Origin of the sequence: Arthrobacter globiformis (genome assembly GCF_046536215.2) — a bacterium.
Taxonomy (GTDB): domain Bacteria; phylum Actinomycetota; class Actinomycetes; order Actinomycetales; family Micrococcaceae; genus Arthrobacter; species Arthrobacter globiformis_E.
On record NZ_CM143421.1, the window covers coordinates 3,696,299 to 3,717,251 of the forward strand.

The 20,953-nt window shown below is 67.8% G+C and carries 21 protein-coding genes; 14 read left to right on the forward strand and 7 right to left on the reverse strand.

Going from position 1 to position 20,953, the window contains the following annotated elements; genetic code table 11:
* On the reverse strand, positions 1–504 hold the full coding sequence (locus tag R5O87_RS16610; RefSeq protein ID WP_410555644.1) for a tripartite tricarboxylate transporter TctB family protein: 504 nt from the start codon (positions 502–504) through the stop codon (positions 1–3).
* A 121-nt stretch (positions 505–625) separates the two neighbouring features.
* Here R5O87_RS16610 and R5O87_RS16615 point away from each other — a divergent pair, with 121 nt between their 5' ends.
* From R5O87_RS16615 to R5O87_RS16630, 4 genes are all read left to right on the forward strand, one after another.
* Entirely contained in the window at positions 626–1,423 is a 798-nt protein-coding gene (locus tag R5O87_RS16615; protein WP_410555645.1) for an IclR family transcriptional regulator, read from the forward strand.
* Between the two features lie 22 nt (positions 1,424–1,445).
* Complete coding sequence (locus R5O87_RS16620; RefSeq protein ID WP_410555646.1) at positions 1,446–2,354, forward strand: aminoglycoside phosphotransferase family protein; 909 nt, start codon at positions 1,446–1,448, stop codon at positions 2,352–2,354.
* Positions 2,355–2,442: 88 nt separating this feature from the next.
* Positions 2,443–2,688, forward strand: a complete 246-nt coding sequence (locus R5O87_RS16625) for a hypothetical protein (RefSeq protein ID WP_410555647.1) — start codon at positions 2,443–2,445, stop codon at positions 2,686–2,688.
* A 112-nt stretch (positions 2,689–2,800) separates the two neighbouring features.
* Entirely contained in the window at positions 2,801–3,205 is a 405-nt protein-coding gene (locus R5O87_RS16630) for a VOC family protein (RefSeq protein WP_410555648.1), read from the forward strand.
* A 54-nt stretch (positions 3,206–3,259) separates the two neighbouring features.
* On the opposite strand, the gene R5O87_RS16635 is transcribed toward R5O87_RS16630, so the two are convergent.
* Positions 3,260–3,793 (reverse strand): hypothetical protein, encoded by a 534-nt coding sequence (locus R5O87_RS16635; RefSeq protein ID WP_410555649.1) that lies wholly within the window; start codon positions 3,791–3,793, stop codon positions 3,260–3,262.
* An 82-nt stretch (positions 3,794–3,875) separates the two neighbouring features.
* Positions 3,876–5,369, reverse strand: coding sequence for an alkaline phosphatase (locus R5O87_RS16640; RefSeq protein WP_410555650.1), 1,494 nt, complete (start codon positions 5,367–5,369; stop codon positions 3,876–3,878).
* Positions 5,370–5,506: 137 nt separating this feature from the next.
* Between R5O87_RS16640 and R5O87_RS16645 the strand changes: the two genes are divergently transcribed.
* On the forward strand, positions 5,507–6,016 hold the full coding sequence (locus tag R5O87_RS16645) for a universal stress protein (protein WP_410555651.1): 510 nt from the start codon (positions 5,507–5,509) through the stop codon (positions 6,014–6,016).
* A gap of 12 nt (positions 6,017–6,028) precedes the next feature.
* Here R5O87_RS16645 and R5O87_RS16650 read toward each other — a convergent pair whose 3' ends face one another.
* Positions 6,029–6,292: a hypothetical protein gene (locus R5O87_RS16650; RefSeq protein ID WP_410555652.1), complete on the reverse strand. Its 264-nt coding sequence runs from the start codon at positions 6,290–6,292 to the stop codon at positions 6,029–6,031.
* A 234-nt stretch (positions 6,293–6,526) separates the two neighbouring features.
* Here R5O87_RS16650 and ppk2 point away from each other — a divergent pair, with 234 nt between their 5' ends.
* Positions 6,527–7,462, forward strand: a complete 936-nt coding sequence (ppk2, locus tag R5O87_RS16655) for a polyphosphate kinase 2 (protein ID WP_410555653.1) — start codon at positions 6,527–6,529, stop codon at positions 7,460–7,462.
* Positions 7,463–7,479: 17 nt separating this feature from the next.
* On the opposite strand, the gene R5O87_RS16660 is transcribed toward ppk2, so the two are convergent.
* The gene (locus R5O87_RS16660; RefSeq protein ID WP_410555654.1) at positions 7,480–8,169 is read right to left on the reverse strand and encodes a helicase associated domain-containing protein; all 690 of its coding nucleotides are present in this window, start codon (positions 8,167–8,169) and stop codon (positions 7,480–7,482) included.
* 2 nt (positions 8,170–8,171) lie between these two features.
* Positions 8,172–8,588: an SRPBCC family protein gene (locus R5O87_RS16665; protein WP_410555655.1), complete on the reverse strand. Its 417-nt coding sequence runs from the start codon at positions 8,586–8,588 to the stop codon at positions 8,172–8,174.
* 191 nt (positions 8,589–8,779) lie between these two features.
* Between R5O87_RS16665 and R5O87_RS16670 the strand changes: the two genes are divergently transcribed.
* The gene (locus R5O87_RS16670; protein ID WP_410555656.1) at positions 8,780–9,217 is read left to right on the forward strand and encodes a hypothetical protein; all 438 of its coding nucleotides are present in this window, start codon (positions 8,780–8,782) and stop codon (positions 9,215–9,217) included.
* A 10-nt stretch (positions 9,218–9,227) separates the two neighbouring features.
* Here R5O87_RS16670 and R5O87_RS16675 read toward each other — a convergent pair whose 3' ends face one another.
* The gene (locus R5O87_RS16675) at positions 9,228–9,818 is read right to left on the reverse strand and encodes a hypothetical protein (RefSeq protein WP_410555657.1); all 591 of its coding nucleotides are present in this window, start codon (positions 9,816–9,818) and stop codon (positions 9,228–9,230) included.
* A gap of 279 nt (positions 9,819–10,097) precedes the next feature.
* On the opposite strand from R5O87_RS16675, the gene R5O87_RS16680 reads away from it, so the two are divergent.
* The 7 genes from R5O87_RS16680 to R5O87_RS16710 all read left to right on the forward strand — a co-directional run bounded on the left by R5O87_RS16680 (position 10,098) and on the right by R5O87_RS16710 (position 20,940).
* Entirely contained in the window at positions 10,098–11,210 is a 1,113-nt protein-coding gene (locus tag R5O87_RS16680) for a hypothetical protein (protein ID WP_410555658.1), read from the forward strand.
* A 107-nt stretch (positions 11,211–11,317) separates the two neighbouring features.
* Complete coding sequence (locus R5O87_RS16685; protein WP_410555659.1) at positions 11,318–12,715, forward strand: hypothetical protein; 1,398 nt, start codon at positions 11,318–11,320, stop codon at positions 12,713–12,715.
* 213 nt (positions 12,716–12,928) lie between these two features.
* Entirely contained in the window at positions 12,929–15,778 is a 2,850-nt protein-coding gene (locus R5O87_RS16690) for a hypothetical protein (RefSeq protein ID WP_410555660.1), read from the forward strand.
* Positions 15,775–16,794 (forward strand): phosphate ABC transporter permease subunit PstC, encoded by a 1,020-nt coding sequence (pstC, locus tag R5O87_RS16695; RefSeq protein WP_410555661.1) that lies wholly within the window; start codon positions 15,775–15,777, stop codon positions 16,792–16,794. Before R5O87_RS16690 ends, pstC begins: the two co-directional genes overlap by 4 nt.
* A 2-nt stretch (positions 16,795–16,796) precedes the next feature.
* Positions 16,797–18,137 carry a PstA family ABC transporter permease gene (locus tag R5O87_RS16700; RefSeq protein WP_410555662.1) on the forward strand — a complete coding sequence of 447 codons (1,341 nt, stop codon included), beginning with the start codon at positions 16,797–16,799 and terminating at the stop codon, positions 18,135–18,137.
* Positions 18,134–19,939: a substrate-binding domain-containing protein gene (locus R5O87_RS16705; RefSeq protein WP_410555663.1), complete on the forward strand. Its 1,806-nt coding sequence runs from the start codon at positions 18,134–18,136 to the stop codon at positions 19,937–19,939. Before R5O87_RS16700 ends, R5O87_RS16705 begins: the two co-directional genes overlap by 4 nt.
* On the forward strand, positions 19,936–20,940 hold the full coding sequence (locus tag R5O87_RS16710; RefSeq protein ID WP_410555664.1) for a sortase: 1,005 nt from the start codon (positions 19,936–19,938) through the stop codon (positions 20,938–20,940). Before R5O87_RS16705 ends, R5O87_RS16710 begins: the two co-directional genes overlap by 4 nt.
* Positions 20,941–20,953 lie beyond the last annotated feature (13 nt).

Here is a 20,953-nt window from a genome sequence, read left to right on the forward strand (position 1 = left end):
CTAGAGTCCGATCAGGTTCAGGACGGGGATAGATGAGACAGGCAGGGCCACGTTCAGTCCGTAGTTGAAGGCGTAGAAAGCTCCGACGCTTCCGGCCAGGGCGGTGAGCAGGGCGGACAGCCAGCGCCGCTTTCCCCGGATCTTCAGGTGGTACATCAGGAAGAGGAACATGCTCAGCTGGAAGCCGAGCAGGTCCAGCAGCGCTGTCAGCAGCACAAGGCTGACGACGACGGCCAGCACCAGTCCGCCGTCGGCCCCCTCACCTGCCGCGCTGGGGCGCTTGAGCTCCTGAAGGAGCCAGAGGACCGACATCGACGCGAGCACCGCACCCATGGCGAACGGGAACAGCCCGGGGCCAGGACCCAGGGAGGTCCAGAGGCCGAGGCCCACCGAGCTAACAAGTACGTAGGCGCCCAGTGCCCCAAAGGCGGCGATCCCTGCCAGGACGCTGCGCGCTGGCCTCGCCCGGGTGGGGGACTGGGTCGTGGTCGACTCCGTTGTCATCAAAATGCCTTCCAATTGCTTTCATAGAATGAAAGTCTCTTACGTCAGAAGAAATAGTGACACGGCCCACAGGTGCTGTCAAGCGGGCTGGCGGGGCAGAGAAGTTACATAGAATGAAAGAATGACGGTCACCAATGCGCAGTCCGGCACTGCAGCGGACGACGGCAGCAAGCCCTCCAACATGCGCTCGCTGTCGCGGGCGATGGAAGTGTTTGCCGAGCTGCAGCGCGCCGACCGCCCCCAGCGGCTCAGCGATCTGGCGCGGAACTGCGGCATGAGCCTGCCCACCACGCTGCGCATCCTGCGGGTGCTGCAGGACTTCGGCATGGTCAGCCAGACGGACAAGACGTACCGGATCGGGCCGGCCGTGCTGCCGGCGGCGCGCAGCTACATCGAGAACGACCCCCTGGTGACCGCGTCCCGTCCGGTGCTCCAGCAGGTGGCGGCGCAGACCGGAATGACCGCCTCGCTGTACACCCGCCTGGGTATCGAGCGCATCCTGGTGGTCCGCGTCGACGGCGACGCCCCGCTGCGGTATGACATGCCCCTGGGCAAGCGGCTTCCCCTGACGGTCGGTGCTGCCGGCAAGATTCTGCTGGCCGGCGCGCCCGACGATCACCTCCAGGAGGTGGTGCAGGGGGCGGTGGCGGCCGGGCACGAGAAGCCCACCTTCAGCCTGGCCGAGCTCAAGGCGCGGCTGCCCGAATCCGGAACCGACTACGCCTATTCGGCCGACGAACGCGCCACCGGTGTCCTCTCGGTGGCGATGGCCATCAACAGGGCGGGGCTGCCCAGCGAATCCATTGCCCTGACCAGCCCGGTGGAAGCCGCCACCGAGGAGGGGTTGAAGGCGGGCGTGCCCGAACTGCGCCGCGCCGTAGCCCGGCTCGCTGAACTGCTGGAGGGCACTGTTTACTGAGGGCGGGAAAGGCGGGAGTTTCATGGCAGGAATGCCGCCGGCCACGGTGGAGGTGAGTGCCGCCGTCGTCCATGCCCTCCTCCGGGACCAGCGGCCCGACCTGGCCCGCCTCCCGCTGGTGCGGGTGGCCAACGGCTGGGACAACGCGACCTTCCGGCTCGGTGACGATCTGGCGGTCAGGCTGCCCCGCCGGGACGAGGCCGTGCCGCTGATCCTGCACGAGCAGCTGTACCTTCCGGGGATTGCCAGCCGGTCCCAGGTTCCGGTTCCTGTGCCCGTCCATGCCGGCCGGCCGACGTCGGACTTCCCCTTGCCGTGGAGCGTCGTCCGGTGGGTTCCCGGCACCGCAGCCGTGGATGCCGGACCGGCGGACCGTGCGGCGGCCGCTGACGGCTTGGCCGCCTTTCTCAAGGCGCTCCACGCTCCCGCCGACGCGGGGGTCCCGGTGAATCCTGTCCGCGGGGTGCCGCTGCCCGACCGGGATGCGGTGGTGCTGGAACGGCTCCGGGACCGGGAGCGTTACCCGCAGGCCGCGGACCTGCGGGCCGTCTGGGAGCAGGCCTGCGCGGCCCCTGCCTGGGGCGGTCCGGCGATAATGCTCCACGGCGACCTGCATCCGGCCAACATCCTGCTGGCAGCCGACGGGTCGCTGGCCGGCGTGATCGACTTCGGCGACGTGGGGGCGGGGGACCCCGCCGTCGATCTCGCCGTTGGCTGGTTGATGTTCGACGCCGGCACCCGGCAGCGCTTCATCGGCGCCTTTGGCTCCCCGGCTGGCTCCTCGGTGGTCGGGGACACCTGGAGGGACACCTGGGCGCGCGCCCGAGGCTGGGCCCTCGTCCTGTCCACCGCGATGCTGAGCAACTCGGACGACAACGCGCGGATGTTCTCTGTGGGGGAGTTCGGGATCCTGCAGGTCCTGGCGGGCTGAGCGGCTTTGACGACCGCCGCATAACGAATCGATAAGGGTGCTTATGATTGAGCGTCGGACTCAATAGACTTGCTACATGGATCCGCTGGTGTCGATCATGTTGGTGTTCGCGGTGGCGCTGCTGTGGCTCGTTGTTCCGGTGCTGTTGCTCTCGAGGATCAACCGGGATGTGCGGCGGGCCGTGAGGCAGGAACGGAAGGCGCTGCGTATGAAGGAGCGCCAGAGCCACAAACACCACGTCCCCAGGCGGGCTGTTCTGGCCCGGAAACGCGGGCTAAAGGCCGCCAGACGCCGTTCCGGGTCGAAGCCGCCGGCGCTCCCGTCCTCCGGCTGAGCCGGCCACGGCGCCCGGTATAGAAACGACGACGGCGGAACCTCCCGCCGTCGTCAGTTCCGTCAGCGGAAATGTGCCTATCCACCGGCCGGGCGGCGGTAGGGTGGGGCGCATGAAGATGCGCCTTGAAGTTGTGCAAGTGCCGGTCGCTGACGTGGACGCGGCGAAGTCGTTTTACGTGGAGAAGCTGGGCTTCGTCCTGGACCACGATGTGGAGCACATCCCCGGCATGCGGGTGGTGCAGCTGACGCCGCCGGGGTCTGCTGCTTCGATCGTCATCGGGACGGGCATGACCAGCATGGCGCCGGGGAGCCTGGAGGGGCTGCAGCTCGTCGTCCCGGACATTGACGCGGTGCGCGCCGAACTGGTGGAGCGCGGCGCCGGCATCAGCGAGGTCCAGGACATGGGCGGCGTGCAGTTCGCCTTCCTCAGCGACCCGGACGGCAACCGTTGGGTTCTCCAGGGCGCGACGCCTCCGGAGATCAAGAGCCAGCACCTGGACCCGTTCGCCTCCTAGCCGCGTGGCGCTCGCTGTCCCGCTTCTCGTTGACCGACTTACTCGTTGACCGACTTATTCGTTGACGAGGACGGGAACGCCCACGGCGGCGGAAACAGCCTTGCCCCGGAGGTTTGCCGGGACCGGGATGCTGAACTTTTCGGTCTCCGACGGCGGGCCGGAGTGGCTGTGCCCGTCTTCCTCGGCGTGGTGTACGTACCGTCCGGTGCCCAGCAGCTTGCCCTGTTCGTCGTAGAAGCCGGCGAGAACCTCCAGCTCGAGCAGGTCGCTGACGTCACTGGTGACGCGGATCGAACCGCTGGCGGCCGCCTGGGTAAATGCCAGCTGCTCCAGGACGAACCGGTCATCGAAGGGTCCCTTGACCTGGACGGCCCGGCCCGTGGCGGGTTTGGCGCCCTGCAGCCCCGGCAGTCCGGGTTCCCCCGACGCGGGGACCAGGCCCGGCAGTGTCGCCTGGACGGTCGCTGCCGGACGGGGCGTTTCTGCGGCGGCCTGGCCTGCCGGCTGGTTCAGCGTCCCTGCGAGGACAGCGGCCGCAGCCAGAAGCGCTGCGCCGCCCGCGAGGGCGGCCTTCATTTTGTGGTGCATGTGGATGTTTCCTGTGCTGGCAGTGATGGAGTTATGGGTCCGGTGGCCGGGGATGCTCCCCGGCCACCGGTACTGCAAGGGGTCAGCTCACCCGAAGGGCGTCGCCGACGATGCTGAAGAGATCGGTGTTGTCCACGCTGCCCTGGAGCTTTTCCGAGCCCGAGCCGAACGAGAAGATGGGGACGTCGGCTCCGGTGTGGTTGCCGGAAAGGTAGGTCAGCCAGAGGCTGGCGTCCTTGGATCCGTCCTGCACGCCGGCGGCGTCATCAGGAGTACGGAACGTGGCGGGGGCGAAGTTGTGCGGATCGCCCGAGCCGGCGCCGTTGACGATTCCCGTTGAGCGGGTGGCGTCCTTGGTGTTGCCGCCCGCGCGGGTGGGCGTGGAGTTGTTGGCAGTGTTGCCGCCGTCGACATTCACCGGCGGGTTCGCGGCTTCGGCGTTCGTGAAGGAGCCCTTCTCGATGATGTTGAAGCCGGCGCACTCGTGGTCCGCTGTCACGATCACGAGGGTGTTGCCGTCCTTCCTGGCGAAGTCCATGGCTGCGGCAACGGCGTCGTCGAAGGCCTTGATCTCTTCCAGGGTCTGGGCCGCGTCATTGGCGTGGGAGCGCTTGTCGATGAGTGCACCCTCGACCTGGAGGTAGAAGCCGTTGCCTTGGCTGCCGGAGCCCAGCAGATCGATGGACTTTTTGGTCATCTCGGCCAGTGTCGGTTCCTGGGCCTGCGGCGCCGAGGGGTTGTCCTGCTTGGATTTCTCCACGGTCAGGTTGCCCTTGTTGAACAGGCCAAACACCTTCTGGCCGGCTGCGGAGGCGAGATCCGACTTGGTTGCCACGGTCTGGGACGCGGGGGAGCCGAGGACCGTGTAGCCCTGGTCGCGCAGTGCCTTCTCGTCAGCGGTGTCGAACCGGCTCAGGCCGCCGCCGAGGATGACATCGGCGGTGCCGTTGCGGGCGATCTGGTCGGCGATCGGGGTGACGCGCAGGTCGCTGGTCGCAAGCGGCGAACCGGTGATGGCGGTGTCCTGGCAGGCAGCTGCGGAGTAGACGGGCCCCTGGCAGCCGCGGGCGAGGGCGTGGCTCATCTGCCCGGCGGGGGTGGCATCGGTGATTTCGGCGGTGGAGACGTTGCCGGTACGGTATCCGGCCTGCTTCGCCTTTTCCATGAGGGTCGGAACGGAGGTTCCCTTGGCGTCCACGCCCAGCGCGGCGTTGTACGTCTTGACGCCGGATGCCCACGCGGTGGCCGAGGATGCGGAGTCGGTGACGTAGTTCGGGCGGAAGTCTGCCTGTCCGGGCTGGCCGGAGTTCTTCTCCACGGAGTAGGTGCTGACATAGCCGTGGGCGGGCAGCTTTTCCATGTTCAGCCGGCCATCAGCACCGTAGAAGCGTTCGCGGCCGGCGGTGACGTGGGTGCGGCCCATGCCGTCTCCCACCATGTAGATGACGTTCTTCACGCGGCCGCTGTCAGCGGCGTTGTTGGCTGCGCTGGCAGGGGAGCCAACGGCGGCCAGTCCGGCAAGAGCGGAAACTGCGATGAGCGTCGCCGATGCGGACACGGAAAATGTGCGTTTCATGTGGAGGTTCTCCCAGATGCGAATGATGGGTGCGAATGGCACCGCTCAGACAGTAGGGAGGGCACACGATGCTGCGGTGACCAGAAGGTGCCCGGCCGCTGGACGGAAGCTTACAGACGGATTAACCTGCTTGCGCCATGAATGATCTTCCCTCCGGCCGTTACGAGGGGTCCGCGTGGACATACGGCCCCCTGATCGTCGGCGTGCCATGGGAGCCGCCGCCGGGATTGGTTGCGTGCGCAGCCGAACTCGCGGACGGGCTGGGCGCGCACCTCGTCTGTGCCTTCGTTGACCCGTCCGGGTATCTGGCCGAATTCGACGCCGCACGCACAAGGACGGCCGCCTCAATGGACCCGCAGCCCAACGTGGAGTCGCTGTTCCCGGCGGCGGAAGTGCGGTCGGCGCTGCAGGCGGTCCTGGGCACGCCGGGAGAAACCTGGTCCCTGCGGGTGCTGAACGGGTCAGTGCCGGAGGCCCTCGCGCGGCTGGCCGACAGCACCGGCGCCGCGGCCATCGTCGTCGGAGGTCCCCGCAATGGTGCCCGGGCAAGCTTCAGCAGGCTGCTGGAGCGGTCCGTGTCTGCCCGGCTCGTGCGCATCCAGCGCCGACCGGTGATTGTTGTCCCGGCGCTTCCCCGGGAGTCCTGATTCTGACCTTGGTCAGGTCACAGCCGCGTCCGGAGCGCTCAAGGCCGGTCCGAAGAGGTGCTCGGCGACGTCCTCGCGCAGATGGTATTCGCGGGCTTCGACGGGCCAGAGATGTCCCCGGACCACGTAGTAGCCGCGGCCCTCGCCGGTGCCGCCGGCTGCCCTGTCGATGGCGGCGGTCAGGCTGCCGTCAAGGATGTGGCCCGGGCCACCGGATCGGAGGCGTTCCAGTTCGTCCGGAAGCAGGGCGGCAATCAGGTCAGGAATGTTTACCATCGTCGTACTCCTTTGGCGCATTTGCTTAACACCAAGTGCCTTGCCCCCACAAAGACCGGCATCACCGATTGTAAAAACAGGGACCGGGCCGGCGCCAGCCTTGCGGGAAATGGCAGCTAGCGTTACAACGAAAGCCAGCAGGAGCAGCCGCCCGGGGCGCAGCCCTGTTCACCGTCCCGTTTTTCCGGCCGGTTAAAATCCGGCTGACGATTGGCTGAAGTGAAGGAGATCCGGATGGCAGAGTCCTCCAAACCGTGGGCACCCGGAGAGGACTGGTGGGTCCGGGAAAACCTGCGCCAGGCCATCGATGACCTCGTGGAGTCGGGATACACAGTCAGCGGCGGGCAGGGCGATGATCCGGAGCTTATTGATCCGGGCGGCTCGGCGGTGGAGACGTGGCGGGAAGACTACCCGTACGAGAAGCGGATGACCCGGCCGGAATACGAGATGGAGAAGTACCTCCTTCAGATCGAGCTGCTCAAGTTCCAGTACTGGGGCCAGGACAACGGCCTCAAGAACGTGATTGTGTTCGAGGGCAGGGACGCGGCCGGCAAGGGCGGAACCATCAAGCGCTTCACCGAGCACCTGGATCCCCGAACGGCAAGGACAGTCGCGCTCGGCAAACCTTCCGACCGGGAACTGGGGCAGTGGTACTTCCAGCGCTACATCCAGCACCTTCCGACGGCGGGCGAGATCGTGATGTTCGACCGTTCCTGGTACAACCGGGCCAACGTGGAACGCGTTATGGGTTTCTGCACTGACGAGGATTACCGCAGCTTCATGTGGCAGGTCCCGGAGTTCGAGAAGATGCTGGTGGACTCCGGCATCCACCTGAACAAGTTCTGGTTCTCCGTGACCCGCCGCGAGCAGCGCACGCGCTTTGCGATCCGCCAGATCGACCCCGTCCGGCGCTGGAAACTCTCGCCCATGGACCTGGCGTCACTGGACAGGTGGGATGACTACACCGAGGCCAAGGAGCAGACGTTCCTGCGCACCGACACCGACGATGCGCCGTGGATCACCATCAAGTCCAACGATAAGAAACGTGCCCGGGTCAACGCCCTGCGCTTCTTCCTCAACCAGTTCGACTACGACGGCAAGGACACCTCCGTGGTCTACGAGCCCGACCCGCTCATCGTGCGGCGCGGCCGCGACGCCGTCGGCGACTGAGCCGATTCGCACAGCGGTCAGCCGGGCACATCGTCGGGCGGCGAAGCCTCGGCAGCCGCCTTCCGGGCGGTGGGCCATCCGGGCAGGGCTGCGTCCAGCGCGCTTGAGCGTTCGGGGGAGAGGTCGCCGTGGCGGAACTTGTAGCGCTGGGTGCGCAGCCACCCGCCCAGCTCCTTTTCCGGCCCGGTCACGCCGGGGGTAGTGCGCGGCCAAGGATTCCCCGCAGCCAGGTAAGCAGCAAGCCGTTCCAGGTGCTCCTGCCATTTCTCCTCTTCCCTGGCCTCGCGGGGCTTTCGCCGCCAGTCGGGCAGCACGGACAGGCCTGCGCCGATGACCGGGTTCAGGATGCCCGCGTCCGCATCGCGGCGGCGGCGCCGCAGCCATTGGGCCAGTTCCCGTTCCGCCTTGTCCTCCGCGTTGCGGGAGGGGTAGCGGCCTGTTGCCTCGACCATGGCGAGCAGCTGATACAGGCGTTTGATGCCGGGAGCCGCGTGGCCGGTTGCGGTTGCGGCTGCTGCCCGGTGCTCTGTTTTCAGGCCGGGGTCCGCGGCCTTGGCAGCCGTGAGGTGGGCCGTGACGGCGGAGATGTTGACCCGGGCCAGGTCCGCGATTTTCTTCCGGGACAGGCCCCTGCGGTACAGCAGGGTCCACTCCGGATGCGCATCCCCGGGGCTCTTCAAAGGCCCCGCGCCATTCTGGTCCGCCACGGTCACGACGTCCTGTCCAGGAGTTCGGCGCGGTGCCGGGCCGCGGCCACGAAATCGTCCAGGTCCTGCTGGGTGGCCGGGGAGGACCAGCGCAGGAGCGGACCGGATGCCTCGACGGTTACCTTCAGGAGGGTCCGGCCAGAGCGGGGAATAAGGGTAAATGAGCGGACCACCCGGAGCAGCCGCAGCGGCAGGGCGGAGGTCCAGGTCATGACCTCGCCCGAATCCTGCCGGATCCGTGCCCGGACCGGGCGGCCCGTCCGCGAAGTGGTGATGCGGACCCTTTCGCCGTCCCGCAGGTCCCCGTCGATCTCTGTGACGCCCGAGTTCCAGACGGTCATGTTGCCCGAATCCGTCAGGACGTCCCACACCGTGGACAGCCGCGCGTTGATCAGCACCTCGGCTGCGTGGAGAACCATTGGCCAAGGATAGCCAAGGGACCGCGTACCCGGCCGGGATTCCGGGACCTTTCACCCAACATTCATCTTCAACCCGCGGCGGTCCGAATTAACCTGCCCGGCGTATCATCACCACCATGCACGACTTTGACGATGCAATGGTGCAGCGTCAGCTCGACGAGCTTGACCCGTTTCTTCGTAACCTCGGACAAATGACCCGTGTCATTTACGACAAGGGCGGGATATTCGCGGCCATGTCCGACGACTCGTTTCCCGTCGCCGACGCCCGGTTCAGCCGCAAAGGCGACCATGTTTCGTACCATCTGCGGGGTCCGGTCTACTTCAACGTCAGCCGGCAGGGTGAGCTGACGCTGTCCGGCCAGAAAGCGGGAGTCCCCCTTACCCGGGCTCTGCGGCCCTACGTGCAACTGGGCAGGCTTCGGGATTTCCAGGGCAGCAAGCTGGTGGACGCCCCCACGGAATGGTTCCCGCCGCCGCGGCTCCTGCTGGACAGCGGAACGGCGGGGCTGTTTATCGCCAGCATAAGCCGCATGGTCGACCCCGACTCGCGGACCGTTTTTGTGCCCCTGGAGCAGTACGTCAACGAATGCGCACGGCTGTTCGTCGACGCGTTCAAGGCTTGCGGCTGAGCAGGACCGCTCAGCACACCTGCAGCGCCGGCGCCGCTGCCGGCACGTCATCCACGCCATACCGCGGCCCGTATTTCACCACCGAAGGACTGATGACGGCCGCCTGCAGCGCCACGAGGGCGGTGGCAGCGGACCGCTCGCAATCCCGGGTTGTCCCGTACCACGCCGGGGCCAGGAGCAGGGGCCGGTAGCCCAGCCCCGCGTACCAGCCAAGCTTTCCTGTGCCCGCATGGCGCACGAAACTGACGCTCAGCCGGTGGGCCTCGTCGATGAGGGACTGCGCGTGGGTGACCGCCAGGGCCTGGGTGTCGAAGGTCCCGGCCCCGCGGCCGAGCTCCCGGTGGTTTCCGGACACCAGGCGCCACACCGTCAGCGGCTCGGGGACACCGGGCAATCTCCTGGTCAGGCGCTGCACCGCGCGAAGCGGCTGCGGCTGGAGCACCGGGGCTGCAGGGAAGTGACGCTCCCGCAGGCCGGCATGCCTGGGGGTGTGGGCAGGCTGCGGAAGGGAAGCGAGTACTTCCGCCTCGCGTTCCTTCCAGCGCACCACGGCCGGAACGCTCCGGTTCGTGAAGGACGTGAAAGCAATCCGCTCGTTCACCAAGCCGGTCTCCTCCATAGTTCGACCGGATCAAGCTGTCAGCCGCGGATCAAGATTCCCCCAGCCGCGCATCAAGATTCGCTCAAGAACCGGGGCTGCGTGGAAAGGGAAGATGGCCGGCTGCCGCGGCGTCCGACGAGTTCCCGGGATGGTCGCCTGATGTTCATCCGCAGTGCGCTGTTCCTTTGTCTGCGGCTTCGCCGCCCCGGGAGGGCCTGCCGCAGACTTTCTCAGGCCACGATCCGCCAAATTGACTGAACTTCCTAGATGGGGAACACCATGAATTCAAAGACCCTCAAGAAGGCCGGGGTCATCAGCGCCTCCGTGCTGGCTCTTGGGCTTGCGGGCGTCACACTCGCCTCGGCCGACCCGGCCGCCGCCGGCCGTGCCTATGCCGCCGTCGGATCCGACACCACCCAGGACGTCTGGAACGGCCTGACCAACGCAGGTCCGCTGCGCTCGGTGGCCTCGTATGACGCCTTTGGGGAGGCGTCCATCACGCTGGAAACCGGCAAGCAGCTGTCCCGTCCGGCCGGTTCCGGCGCCGGCGTCAAGGCCCTCAGCGCGGCCCACAACCCGGCAAACCACGTCTACAAGGACACCACCGGAACCGCCTTCACGCTGGCGCCGGAGGACATCAGCATCGCGCGGTCCTCCTCATCGCCGTCCGTCGCCGGCAACGACCTGACGTTCCTCCCGTTCGCCCGCGACGCCGTCAGCGTGGCCTACAAGGACTCGGCAAGCACCGGACCACTGGACCTGACAACCGAGCAGATCAAGAACATCTTCACCTGCACCGCGGGCGCAGGAGTCACCATCGATGCCGCCGGCAAGCCGGTGATCAACGGCATCACGCTGACCCCGAAGCTGCCTCAGGCGAGCTCGGGCACCCGCAGCTTCTTCCTGAAGGCAGCCGGAATCACCGTGAGCACCACGTGCATCCCGGCCGAGAACCAGGTGTCGGCGGAAAACAACGGCGCAGCGCTGGTCGGCGAAGGCGACATCATCCCCTTCTCCGCCGCGCAGTGGATCGCCCAGAAGAACGGCGCCACCGGCAACACCACCACCGCGGGCCAGGTGCTGGCTGACATCGACGGACTAAAGGCTGTTGACCCCGCCTCATCCGGAACTGCCCTCCGGCCGGGAACGCTGTTCGGAAACCCGGCGCTCGTTCCCGCCAGCACGGTGGGCACCTTCGCCCGAGACACCTACAACGTGGTCCCCACGTCCGTTCAGACAGCGACGGACGGCAGGAACGTCATCCTCCGCAACACCGTCACCTCGCTGCTGAAGACCACCGCAGCCAAGAGCATCATCACCAAGTTCGGCTTCAAGAACATCGAGTACGCCGGCGACTGGACCAAGGGCAAGCCCTCCGGTTACACCAACTAGCGAACTCCCCGGAGGCCGGCCGCGCCTGCCTCCTGCTCCGGGTCACGGCCCGTACCCAGTTCACAGCTTCTCGCCGGCTTGGCGAATATTCATGAAAGAGAAGGCTCATGGCCATCGAAGGCAATTCATTCCCGCGGGGCGTTAAGGCCGCCGTCGCCGTACTTGGCGGAGCGCTGCTGCTGACCGGCAGCATCGTCCCGGCCCAGGCAGTGGTCCCGGAAGGCTCCGCCGGGACCGTCACCTCGAGCAAGACCAGCGGCACCTGGGCCGCGGCGGACCTCGCCGCGGCCGAACTGACCACCGACATGCAGTGCCCGGTCACTGACACGATGTCCGGTGCCCTGGTGTTCCTGACCGACCGCGGCACCGAGACCCCGGCAGTGGCAGGCTCCGACGTTCGCGTTGAGACTCTCTACCCCTTCACCCAGGATCCGCTGTTCCAGATGTCCCTGGACGCCAACGGCAACCTGGCCGCGCCGAGCACCCTGGAGAACGGCTTCCGCGACGGCACCAATGCCGCCATCGCCAGCATGGCCTCCGCGGCCGCACCCAACCACACCTACAGCATTGGCTTTGTGTGCACTCAGCAGTCCGCAGACTTCGCCACCACCACCGTCAACGCCGTCAACGGCAGGCCCGTCGCCGCGTGGGCAACGCTGACCACGGACGGCAGCGGGCAGTGGAGCATCAGCGCGGCCCAGGGCACCTTCAGTTCGGTGGCGGCGCCCACCGTCAGCGGCACGGCCGCCGTCGGGTATGTCCTGACCGCCAAGGCCGCCACGGCGGTCCCGGCCGCCGACAGCACCGCGTTCCAGTGGCTGCGCAACGGTTCCCCCATTGCCGGCGCGACGGCTGCCACCTACAAGCAGGTGGCCGCCGACCAGGGACAGAAGGTCAGCGTCCGGGCAACACGCAAGAAGGCCGGCTACGCCGACGCCGAGTCGACCTCCGGCACCGTCACCGTCCTGGGTGCCTTCGGCGCCCTGGTGGTGCCGAAGATCTCCGGAACCGTGGCGGCCGGCTACACCGTCAAGTCCGTGGTGACCCTGCCGACGCCGAAGCCGACCGCTGTCACCTACCGGTGGCTCCGCAACGGTGCCATCATCAGCGGCGCAATGGCCTCCAGCTACAAGCTCACCTCGCTGGACACCGGCAAGCAGATCCGCTCGCGGGCCTACTTTGCCCGACCCGGCTACCTGTCGACCTACCGTGACTCGGCAGCCGTCGTGTCCAAGGCCGTGTTCACCTCCGTGGCAGCTCCCGGCTTCAGCGGCACCACCACGGTGGGCTCCACCCTCCGGGCAGTCGTGAAGCGGCCGTCACCCGCACCCTCGGTCATCAGCTACCAGTGGCTGCGCAACGGCGCGCCGATCAGCCGGGCGACCGGGGCCAGCTACCGCCTCACGGCCGCCGACCGCGGCAAGCAGATCCGGCTTCGGGTCCAGTTCAGCCGCACCGGGTACCTGACGGCGACGGCAACCTCGGCCTACCGCATCATCCGCTAACCGGCGCCGCGGCCGGGGCAGGGCCGGAGCCATCCGGCCCGCTCCGGCCGCGCACTGACGCTTTACCCACTATTCATCTGGCGGCTCCCGTTCCTTTGCCTCCCAAGAGCCGCCGGCGGCCGGTCAATCCACATACTTACTGGGGCGCCGCCGCACCCCTGACTCTGCCAGCTGGCTCCGCCAGCATCCTGGCTGTACTGAAAGACGCAAATCGTGATGACATTCCTCCGCCTCCCTGCGTGCACCGCCGCCGGCAGCGCCCCTTTCCGGCGTCGGCAAGTGCCGACGGCGGTGCTGGCCGCCTTCCTGACGGCCGGCACCCTGCTGGTGCACGCCCAGGGTGCTGCGGCGGACGCCGTGCCGGGCTCGGACTGGGGCGCCCAGGGCAGCATGGCGAGCGATTCTGCGGTGACGGTCAACTGGGACAACAGCGGCAACCCGGCAGGGACGGTGGTGCCCCGCGACGCGGCGCAGCAGCTGCCGCATACGGCAGGGAAGACCTACGCCGACGTCGGTGCGCGGCTTCGCAGCGAAGCGGCGGCAACGTTCGGGGCCGGCAACGGACTGGGCGGCCTGGCCGTCACGGTATCGCAGACCCGCAACCTGCAGAACCAGGCCGTGACAGTGTCCTTCTCCGGGGCCAAGGCGGTGGCCGGAAGCAACGGCAAGACCTCGACATACCTACAGGTGTTCCAGTGCTGGGGTGCGCCGGGACCGGACGGCAAACCCGATCCGGATGCGGCCTCGCCGGACCCGGCCACCTGCCAGTTCGGCGCCACCGGGTCCGACGGGGACATCTCCAATCCGGCGCACCAGCGCGCCCTCCTCAACGACCCCCTGGTCCGCGGCGGCGACTGGGAAGCGGCCGACCGGAAGTCGCCGTCGATGAACCTGCCGGCTCCGTTCCTGGCCATTGACGGGCAGACGACGCGCATCACGGACGGCTTCAACCTCAGCGAGTACCGCAACCCGTACTTCAGCCGGACCTCCACCAACGAGCAGTCCAACTTCATCTCCGCCGACACCGGTTCGGACAAGGTGGCGGCCGCGGGCTCGCGCACCTTCGAAATCCAGACCGGCGCAGAAGCCTCAGGCCTCGGCTGCGGATTCCGCCCCGACGCCCCCAGCGTCAGCAAGTGCTGGCTCGTCGCGGTGCCGCGGACAGAGGTCATCGACAGCATCCTCAACGCCGGACCCCTGACGCCGAGCCTGTGGGCCACCCGGGTCCAGGTTCCCCTGTACTTCCAGGATGTGGCCGCAGTGTGCCCCTCGGACCAGGCAGCCACGCTCAGCTTCGGCTCCGAATCGCTGGCGTCGGCCATGAAGTCGTGGATCCCCGGCATCTGCGACCGGCAGCACTTCACCCTCGGGTTCTCGCCGATGTCCGACCTGCAGGCCCGCTCGCAGCTCGCCGGCGGCAGGTCCCTGGCCTTCACCACCCGCCCGCTGGCCGGCAGGAAGGACATGATTTACGCCCCTGCCGCCGTGAGCGGCGTGGTGGTCGCCATGACCATCGACAACGTCTGCACGCGCCGCTTCACCGCCTACTCAGCCGCCGACTGCGGCTACGCCAACGAGGCCGAATTCGAGGCCGACAAGGCCAGGAACGGATCGCTGGTGCGGAACCTCCGGCTCAACGCGCGGCTCGTGGCCAAGCTGCTGACCCAAAGCTATGCGCTGCACACGGCGCCCGCGTCCGCTGCTGATGCGCCCTTCGCCAAACCCGGCAACACGCGCTACGGCCGGCCCATGACCTACAGCCTGCAGCAGGACCCGGAGTTCCTGAAACTGAACCCGACGGGGCTCGGCAGTGCGGGGAACCTGGCTCCGCCCGTCGTCGAGGGTCTACGCTCCGACGCGGCATCCGCGGTGTGGGACTGGCTGCTCCACAACCAGAGTGCCCGGGCGTTCCTGCAGGGCTGCCCCGATCCCGACGGCATGGTGATCAACCCGTTCTACTCCATGCGGACCTACGACTCCTGCGAGGACCGTGCCGCCGAGCTGGACGCAGCAGCGAAACAGAAGATCGCCGAAACCAAGACCCCCGCTTCGTTCACCTATGCGGCGCCGGCCTATCCGTCCGACAGTGCGCCCTATCCGCAGGCCTACTGGGCTGAGAAGCCTGCCGTGATGCTCGCCGACGGCAAGACCGTGGACCAGCCCGCGCTGACCGTCGGCGACCAGTTCGCCCGGGTCCCGGACATGGCCACCGCCGCCCAGAACACCGTCCGCGCGCAGCCGGCGTCGGTGACCGACTGGTGCGCGGACTGCAGCCCCCCGGCCTTCAAATCCGTTCCCCGGCAGGGCTTCGGCAGCCGCAGCGTCATCTCGATCACGGACGCGGCCTCTGCCGCCAGGTTCCAGCTGCCGACGGCGCAGCTGTGCAGTTCCGACGGCACTGCCTGCGTCGCGGCCAACAACGCAAGCCTTCAGGCAGCCGCCGGCGCCTTCGAACCCACCGGAACTGCCGGCGTCGTGGGTCCTGACAGCACCCCCGACTATGCGTCCGGGGCGTACCCGCTCACAGTTCCCGTCTACGGCGTGGTTAATTCGGCGGCCGTGACGGCTGCAGACGCCCGAACGTATGCCCGGCTTTTCGACTACATCGGAACGGCCGGCCAGGAGCAGGGCTTCCGCTCCGGAACGCTGCCCCCGGGATACGCACCGCTGACCGCGGCGCTCAAAGCGCAGACGGCAGCAGCCGCCGGGACCCTCCGTTCCCTGTCCAAAGAGGGGAGCGCTCCGGTGGCCGGCGCCAAGCCCGTATCGCCGCTGGCCCGCATCCTGCCTTCCGCAGTAAGCAGTGTTCCGGAGCACCTGGCCGCGCCGGCGACCGGCAGCGAGAGCGCGGCTCCGGCCGCCGGGGGCGAAGCCGCTGCCGCGCCGGCCGGCAAGACGCCCCAGGCGGGAGACGCCCCGGTCCAGGAAATCGTTCCCGTGGCCGGAAGCCAGACGGCAAGGACCGGCAGTGCATGGCCCCAGCACCTGCTGCTCCTCGGCTTCGGCCTAGCCGCGGCAGCCGCCATTGCATCCCTAATTCTGTCCCGAGGAAAACGCCGATGAGCACCTGCCTGCCCGACTACTCCGACGACCGCCAGGCGGCGGAAGCCCGGACGCTGAAGTACCGCTTCGAACCGAAGGACTATGTTTTCCGCAGCATCACCCGCGCCGGCGGCATGGTGGTGCTGGCCGTCATGGCCATGGTGGGCATTTTCCTGGCCACCAACGGCATCCATGCCATCAACGAGGTGGGGCTCTGGAAGTTCCTGACCACCCAGAACTGGGCCCCGGAAAGCAACGACTTCGGCATAGCCGCCGTCCTGTGGGGCACCGTCCAGATCGCCGTGGTGGCCCTGCTCGTGGCCATGCCGCTCTCGCTGGGAACGTCCCTGTTCATCACGGAGGTTGCCCGCGGCTGGGTCCAGCGCACCCTGACCTCCCTGATCGACCTGCTCGCCGCCGTCCCCTCCGTGGTTTTCGGGCTGTGGGGCGCCTACCTGCTGCAGCCGAACATTGTCGATTTCAGCAAGTGGATCTCCGTCTGGTTCGGCTGGATCCCCATCTTCCAGGTGGAGGGCGTGGACCCCGGAAGCCCGCTCCGCGACACCGTCCCGTTCACGGCGTCCACCTTCATCGCCGGGCTGGTGGTAGCCATGATGATCGTGCCGATCCAGACCTCCATCATGACCGAGTCATTCCGGCGTGCACCCATCGGCGAACGGGAGGGCGCCTTTGCCCTCGGCGCGACCCGCTGGGGCATGATCCGGGCCGTGGTGCTGCCCTTCGGCCGCGGCGGGATCATCGGCGGAACCATGCTGGGGCTCGGCCGTGCCCTGGGGGAAACCATCGCCATCTACCTCATCATCAGCCCCGTTTTCGAGATCAAGTTCCACATTCTCGAAAAGGGCGCGAACTCCATTGCCGCGATGATCGCCCTGAAGTACTCGGAGTCCAACGAGTTCGCCATGAGCGCGCTGATGGCCGCCGGCTTCGCCCTGTTCATCGTCACCATGGTCGTCAACTTCACGGCGTCGGCCATCATTGCCCGCTCGCGTTCCGGCGCCCAAAGCGAGGGTTAGACATGTCCCTGATCGACGAAATCAGCGTCCGGCCCGCCGCTTCCGACGGCGCGGCGGACAGCCGCACACACCTGCCCCTGCTGGACAAACCGGACGTCGCCGCCGACGAACCCCGGATCCGGACCGGCGCGGCCCGGGAACGCACGTTCGCGCTCATCGGATCCGCCCTGGCAGCCCTGGCCATGGGACTGCTGCTGACCGCGGGCATCGGGCTGATCCCTCCGGGCTGGCTGTTCGCCGTGTCGTTCTTCTGGTTCCTGGTGCTGTACACGGCGCTCCTGGCCCTGAGGGAGCCGCTGCCCGTGGTGCGGGACGGCTTCGTCACCGTCCTCCTCTGCGCCGCCGGCGCCGCCGTCGTGGGGACCCTGGCCCTGGTGGTCTTCTTCACCTTCGGCCGGGGCCAGGAGGCCCTCGGCCACCTCAACTTCTTCACCAAGGACATGACCGGCGCCGGGCCCCTGTCCGGCCTCGACGAGGGCGGCATCCTGCATGCGCTGGTGGGAACGCTGCAGCAAATCGGCATCGCGCTGGTCATCACCATTCCGCTGGGACTGACCACGGCCGTGTTTCTCAACGAAGTCGGCGGACGGCTGGCCCGCATCGTGCGGACCGTAGTGGAGGCCATGACCGCCCTGCCGTCTGTGGTGGCCGGACTGTTCATCTACGCTGCCGTGGTCATGGCCATCACCCGGCAGACGAACGGGTTTGCCGCCTCGCTGGCGATTACCGTGCTCATGCTGCCCATCATGATCCGGTCCGCGGACGTGGTGCTGCGGTTGGTGCCGGGCAACCTGCGCGAGGCCGGACTCGCCTTGGGCGCGGGACAGTGGAGCGTCGTCTGGTACATCGTCCTGCCCACCGTCCGGTCCGGGCTGGCCACCGGCGTCATCCTGGCCACCGCCCACGGCATCGGCGAAACCGCGCCCGTTCTGCTGACCTCCGGGTTCACCGGCGTCATGAACCTGAACCCGTTCTCCGGCCCGCAGACCCCGCTGCCGCTGGCGGCCCTGGACCTGGTCCGCTCACCGGTTCCGGGCATGGTCTCACGCGGTTTCGCCACCGCTGCGTTCCTGCTCCTCGTGGTGCTGGTGCTGTTCATCATCGCCCGCCTGATCGGCGGCCAGGAAGCCGGCAAGAGCACCGACGGACAGTTGCGCCGCATGGCCGCCGTCTCCCGCCGCGACCTGCCCCGCATCGAAGCGAACTACTCACGGCTGCTCGGCGAACGCAACAGTCTCCGGGACTGGCAATCCGGGGCAGCCGACGGCGGGACATCCGTATCCATCGACGAACCGACCGCGCTGGACAGCGCAGCAGATGCCGAAAGGCAGGAGAACCCATGATTCGCAGATCTACCCTGCTCCGCAGGTCCGCCCCGGCCAAAACCGCCGTGCGGCTCGCCGGGGTGCTCACCGCCCTGGGACTGATCTTTGCCGGCCTCGCCCCGGCGCAGGCAGCGAGCTACATCCGGATCGGCGGTTCGGGATCATCCTGGGCGGGAAACGCCCTCCAGGACTGGGTCTCACGAGTCGGTTCCCAGGGCGTCACCGTGGACTACGAGAACAAGGGCTCCTCCACCGGGCGCAAGGAATTCGCGGACAAGATGAAGCAGTTCGCCGTCTCAGAGATCCCGTACACGGGGGACACCGCCGACCCGCGCGACAACAGCCTGCCGCCGTTCAAGTACGCCATGCTCCCGGTGGTGGCCGGCGGCACCGCGTTCATGTACAACCTGAAGACCGGCCCGAACCGCCTGACCAGCCTCAAGCTGTCGCAGCAGGCCATCGCGAAAATCTTCACCGGCCAGGTCCAGAAGTGGAACGAGCCCATCATCCGGGCCGACAACCCCGGCGTCCCGCTGCCTGACGCCCGCGTCAACGTGGTGGTCCGCTCCGACGGTTCGGGCGCCACCGCCCAGTTCACCCTGTGGCTGCTCCGGCAGTTCCCCGCCGACTACGCCAAGCTGTGCCAGAAAACCGGCTGCAACCCCAGGAGTGCCACGTCGTTCTTCCCCATCGGCAACGGCCAGCTGCAGAACTTCGTGGCCCAGAACGGTTCGCAGGGCGTCACCACCTACACCGCCAACAACCAGTACACGATCAACTATGACGAGTACTCCTACGCCAAGGGCATCGATTTCCCCACGGCACAGGTGAAGAACGCCGCCGGCTTCTATACGCTGCCCACGGAATCTGCTGTCGCCGTCGCCCTGACACAGGCGAAAATCAACCTGGACAGCAAGTCGGCCAACTATCTCTCCCAGGACCTGTCCCGGGTGTACGGGTACCGGGATCCGCGCTCCTATCCCATGTCCGCCTACTCGTACATGATCGTCCCGACGCAGACCACTGAGGCGCTGAACGCCGCCCAGGGCTCCACGCTGGGATACTTCGCCAACTACGCCCTGTGCGAAGGCCAGCGGCCCATGGGCCAGCTCGGCTACTCGCCGCTGCCCATGAACCTCGTCCTCGCCGCCATGGACCAGATCCAGAAAATCCCCGGCGTCGACAAGTCCACGCTGGACAAGATGAACCAGACCAGAACCAGCGTCCGCACCGGTGGTACCCCCGCCTGCAACAACCCCACCTTCAAGCCCGGTGACTCACCGGCCATGAACCAGCTCGTCCGGAGCGCCCCCTTCGATCCCGCCTGCAACGCTTCCTGCCAGGCTCCGTGGTCCGGCTCCAACGCCGCGGAGAACCAGGGCCCCGGAAGCACCGGTTCCAACAACGGAAACGGCGGCGGCAAGGCAGCGCCCGCAGCCGCCGCCGGAACTGCCGGCGGGACTGCCGCGGGGGCGGCTGCATCGGCCGGTGCGGCGCCCGCCGCTGCCGCACCGCCGGCCGCCACCGGGAACACCGCGGCTGCCGCCGGCAGCGCCGCGACCTCCTGCGACGCGGACACCGGCGCCTGCGGGACCACAGCCCAGGCACAGGGGGCGGTCGCCGGCCAGGCCCTCGCCCCGGTTTCAACCAACCTGCCCGCCAACAGCGGCTGGGGGCAGCCGCAGACACTGCTTGTGGTCATCGGGCTGCTCCTGCTGGTCCTGGTGCTGGCCCCGCCACTGGTTGCGCACCTGCTCGGCCGGCGTACCCCTGCCAGGGCCACGTCTGCCAGGGCCGGGAAGCAGGGCTCCCCGACGTGAGCGCCGTAACCAGCCCGGAAAAGACCGCAGCGGCGGCACCACCGAACGCATCAGGACCATCGAAGGCATCGGGAGGCCGCACGGCCAGGACCAGGATTGACCGCACCGGAAAACGCCGCGGCCCGTCCAAGTCCCGGAAAGCCGTGGCCCCGGCCAGGCCGCTGGCCCTGGTGCTGTCCATGGCACTGACCATGGTGGCTGCGGTGATCACCCTGCAGCTGGTGAACATCATCGTGGTCTCACCGCTGCAGCACGCCACGGCACAGACACGGCTGTACGAGCAGCTGCGGCTCACCCTCAGCGAAGGATCAGCGCCGCTGGGACAAACCGACTATGAAGGAAAGCTCGTGGTCCCGGGAACGCCCGTCGCGCTGCTGTCCATGCCGGACCTGAACATCCGCGAAGTCATCGTCGAAGGAACCGCCGCTCCCCAGACGATGGACGGCGTGGGCCACCGGCGCGACACACCGCTGCCCGGACAGCCCGGCACCAGCGTGCTGATGGGCCGCTCGGGGGCCTTCGGCGGGGTCTTCCGCGATCTGGCCCGCGCCCAGCCCGGCAGCAAATTCACCGTCACCACGGGCCAGGGCACGGCCACCTACGAGGTGATCGGACAGCGCCGGGCCGGTGACACGGCCCCGGCCCTTCCGACCGGAACGGAAGGCAGGCTGACCCTGATCACCGCGGACGGGCCGGCCTTCATGCCCAACGACGTGCTGCGCGTGGACGCCAGACTCGCATCCAAGGCCTTCGACAAGCCGGCTCCCGTCATCCTGCCCGGCTCGCTGCCTGAGGCCGAACAGGCCATGGGCCAGGACACCACGGACCTGTTCACGCTGGTCCTCCTCCTCCAACTGCTGATCCTGGTGTCACTCGCCGCCGTCTGGTCCTGGACCAGATGGGGCAAGGCGGAAACCTGGCTGGTGTTCGCTCCGTTGCTCGGAGCCGCCGCGCTGCTGACCGGGACCCAAATCAACCACCTGCTGCCCAACCTGCTATGAGGGACATTCCTGC

Excerpts from the sequence above, each read along its gene's own strand:
- R5O87_RS16610 (WP_410555644.1), bottom strand. The coding sequence starts at position 504 with ATGACAACGGAGTCGACCACGACCCAGTCCCCCACCCGGGCGAGGCCA.
- R5O87_RS16615 (WP_410555645.1), top strand. The coding sequence starts at position 626 with ATGACGGTCACCAATGCGCAGTCCGGCACTGCAGCGGACGACGGCAGC.
- R5O87_RS16620 (WP_410555646.1), top strand. The coding sequence starts at position 1,446 with ATGGCAGGAATGCCGCCGGCCACGGTGGAGGTGAGTGCCGCCGTCGTC.
- R5O87_RS16630 (WP_410555648.1), top strand. The coding sequence starts at position 2,801 with ATGAAGATGCGCCTTGAAGTTGTGCAAGTGCCGGTCGCTGACGTGGAC.
- R5O87_RS16635 (WP_410555649.1), bottom strand. The coding sequence starts at position 3,793 with ATGCACCACAAAATGAAGGCCGCCCTCGCGGGCGGCGCAGCGCTTCTG.
- R5O87_RS16640 (WP_410555650.1), bottom strand. The coding sequence starts at position 5,369 with ATGAAACGCACATTTTCCGTGTCCGCATCGGCGACGCTCATCGCAGTT.
- R5O87_RS16645 (WP_410555651.1), top strand. The coding sequence starts at position 5,507 with ATGAATGATCTTCCCTCCGGCCGTTACGAGGGGTCCGCGTGGACATAC.
- R5O87_RS16650 (WP_410555652.1), bottom strand. The coding sequence starts at position 6,292 with ATGGTAAACATTCCTGACCTGATTGCCGCCCTGCTTCCGGACGAACTG.
- ppk2 (WP_410555653.1), top strand. The coding sequence starts at position 6,527 with ATGGCAGAGTCCTCCAAACCGTGGGCACCCGGAGAGGACTGGTGGGTC.
- R5O87_RS16665 (WP_410555655.1), bottom strand. The coding sequence starts at position 8,588 with ATGGTTCTCCACGCAGCCGAGGTGCTGATCAACGCGCGGCTGTCCACG.
- R5O87_RS16670 (WP_410555656.1), top strand. The coding sequence starts at position 8,780 with ATGACCCGTGTCATTTACGACAAGGGCGGGATATTCGCGGCCATGTCC.
- R5O87_RS16680 (WP_410555658.1), top strand. The coding sequence starts at position 10,098 with ATGAATTCAAAGACCCTCAAGAAGGCCGGGGTCATCAGCGCCTCCGTG.
- R5O87_RS16685 (WP_410555659.1), top strand. The coding sequence starts at position 11,318 with ATGGCCATCGAAGGCAATTCATTCCCGCGGGGCGTTAAGGCCGCCGTC.
- pstC (WP_410555661.1), top strand. The coding sequence starts at position 15,775 with ATGAGCACCTGCCTGCCCGACTACTCCGACGACCGCCAGGCGGCGGAA.
- R5O87_RS16700 (WP_410555662.1), top strand. The coding sequence starts at position 16,797 with ATGTCCCTGATCGACGAAATCAGCGTCCGGCCCGCCGCTTCCGACGGC.
- R5O87_RS16705 (WP_410555663.1), top strand. The coding sequence starts at position 18,134 with ATGATTCGCAGATCTACCCTGCTCCGCAGGTCCGCCCCGGCCAAAACC.